Here is a 2423-nt window from a genome sequence, read left to right on the forward strand (position 1 = left end):
TTAACGTATGAAGTAACAACGAAAAATGGCGGCGGCGACGTTGCAGCGAATGCAGTCTTTGAAGATGCGATTCCAGAAGGTACGGAATACGTTCCAGGTTCATTAAAAATTACAAATGGTCCTGGCGCTGGTGATTTAACAGATGCAACTGGAGATGATGCAGGTCATTTCGATGCAGACAATAATAAAATTGTCGTAGAGTTAGGTGATCTAGCGAACACAACAAATTTACCGGACGGAATTACCGTTCAGTTTAAAGTGAAAGCTTTAGTTAGTGATACGATTGATTCGATTGTCAATAAAGCATCGGTTAATTACGACAATCTATTGACGAATGAATCCGAAACAATTGAATCCAATGAAACGACAACAGGGCTTTCTTATGAAAAACCTGTTCTTGAATCAGAAAAAACGTCTACGATTTTAGAAAAAGCGGACGGCAACACGGATACAGAACATCCAGAAGTAGGCGATACACTTCTTTACACGATTACAACACAAAATACAATCGCCAACAGTCTTGTGAAAAACATGGTGATTTCAGACCAATTGCCTGAAGGGCTTGAATATGTCCCAGGTACATTGGAAGTGGACGGAGTCCTAGTTTCAGATGAAGAAGACGACGACGAAGGTCATTTCGTTGATGGTACATTCACTGGACAATATGGCGACGTTTTCGATACATCCGCCCATACATTATCATTCCAAGTGACGGTGGGATCCGGTCAAGCAGGTAAAGATATTATCAATACTGCAACCGTTTCAGGAGATAATGTAGAAGTACCAGATAAACCACAAACAGAAGTAAAAGTTTACCCACGTCTTCCAGTGTTAGAGTCGGAAAAAACGGCAACGAATTTGGAAGAAGGAAAAGAAGTGTTTGAAGTAGGCGACACGGTTGTTTACAAAATTCAAACACGTAATACCGTGTCTGAAGGGGTCGTGACGAACTTAACGATTACGGACACATTACCAGAAGGTCTTGAATATGTAGCGGGCAGTTTGAAAGTGGATGGTCAGACGGTGACAGAAGAGCAAGATGGCGATAACGGATCCATCGTTGATCGTGACATTGCCGGTCAATTTGGTGATGTAACGGATACGGAATGGCATACGGTCGAGTTCCATGCGACAATTGCGGCTGGTCAAATCAATAAAGCCATTGAAAACACTGCGACAGTAGACGGTGACAATATTACGACGCCGGACGAGCCAAAAGAAACGGTTAACGTTGTTCCGAAGAAACCAGTTCTTCAATCAACGAAAACATCAAGTATTCTTGAAAAGGCCGTAGGCAATGAGGATACAGAACATCCAGAAGTCGGCGATACGCTTCTTTACACGATTACGACACAAAACACAGTAGAACATAGTCTTGTAGAGAACCTAGTGATCTCTGACGTATTACCTGAAGGTCTTGAGTATGTGGCAGACAGTATGAAAGTTGACGGCGTGGCTGTGACGGATGCCGAAGATGATGATAATGGTCATTATGTTGATGGTACATTCACGGGATTATATGGCGACGTTTTCGATACAAACGCCCATACATTAGAATTTGAAGTAAAAGTAGGAGAAGGGCAAGCGAGTAAAGATATTATTAATATCGCGACGGTTTCTGGTGATAATGTAGAAGTACCAGATAAACCACAAACAGAAGTATTAGTTTACCCACGCCTCCCACATCTAGAGTCGGTTAAAACGGCAACCAACTTAGAAGAAGGCAAGGAATTCTTTGAAGTCGGCGATACGATTGAATACACGATTGAAACACGTAATACCGTAGCGGAAAGTTTAGTAGAAAATCTAGTCATTACGGATGTGTTACCGCAAGGTCTTGAATATGTAGCAGGTAGCCTGAAAGTCGATGGGCAATCGGTTACAGAAGCACAAGATGGAGACAACGGTTCGATCGTTGATCGAAACATTGCCGCTCAATTTGGCGATGTATATGATACAGAGTCGCATAAAGTAACCTTCCATGCGAAAGTGTTGGTTGGTCAAGCTGGTGAAACGATTCAAAATACAGCGGTTGTTAATGGCGACAATATCGAAACACCAGATAAACCAACGGCGGAAGTTGATGTGAAAACATCGGAAATCGAGTTAACAAAAGATGCAGATAAACAATTTGTCCATGTTGGAGACAACATTACGTATACGATTAAAGCGATAAACGCTGAATCAGCTGCCACTTGGAATGGAACGATCCAAGATACATTACCAGCTAATGTGGAACTTGTCTCAGGTACGACGACATTAAATGGGGATGCGCTAGCTGATGAGGATGTTTGGAGCGAAGGTCAATTAACAGTAGAGCCAGTGACAGTAAAAGCTGGTGAAACAGCAACGATTACCTTCCAAGTAAAAGTACTTGAAGGTGCGTTAAACACAAACATTGAAAATATCGCAACGGGCTATGA

At 42.2% G+C, this 2423-nt stretch carries 1 protein-coding gene; it reads left to right on the top strand.

Annotated features, from left to right (window positions below; translation table 11 throughout):
• Positions 1 to 2423, top strand: a 2423-nt coding sequence (locus H9636_RS18845; RefSeq protein WP_191709086.1) for an isopeptide-forming domain-containing fimbrial protein, incomplete at both ends; no start/stop codon positions are given.

This window comes from Ureibacillus galli, assembly GCF_014836845.1.
GTDB lineage: Bacteria > Bacillota > Bacilli > Bacillales_A > Planococcaceae > Ureibacillus > Ureibacillus galli.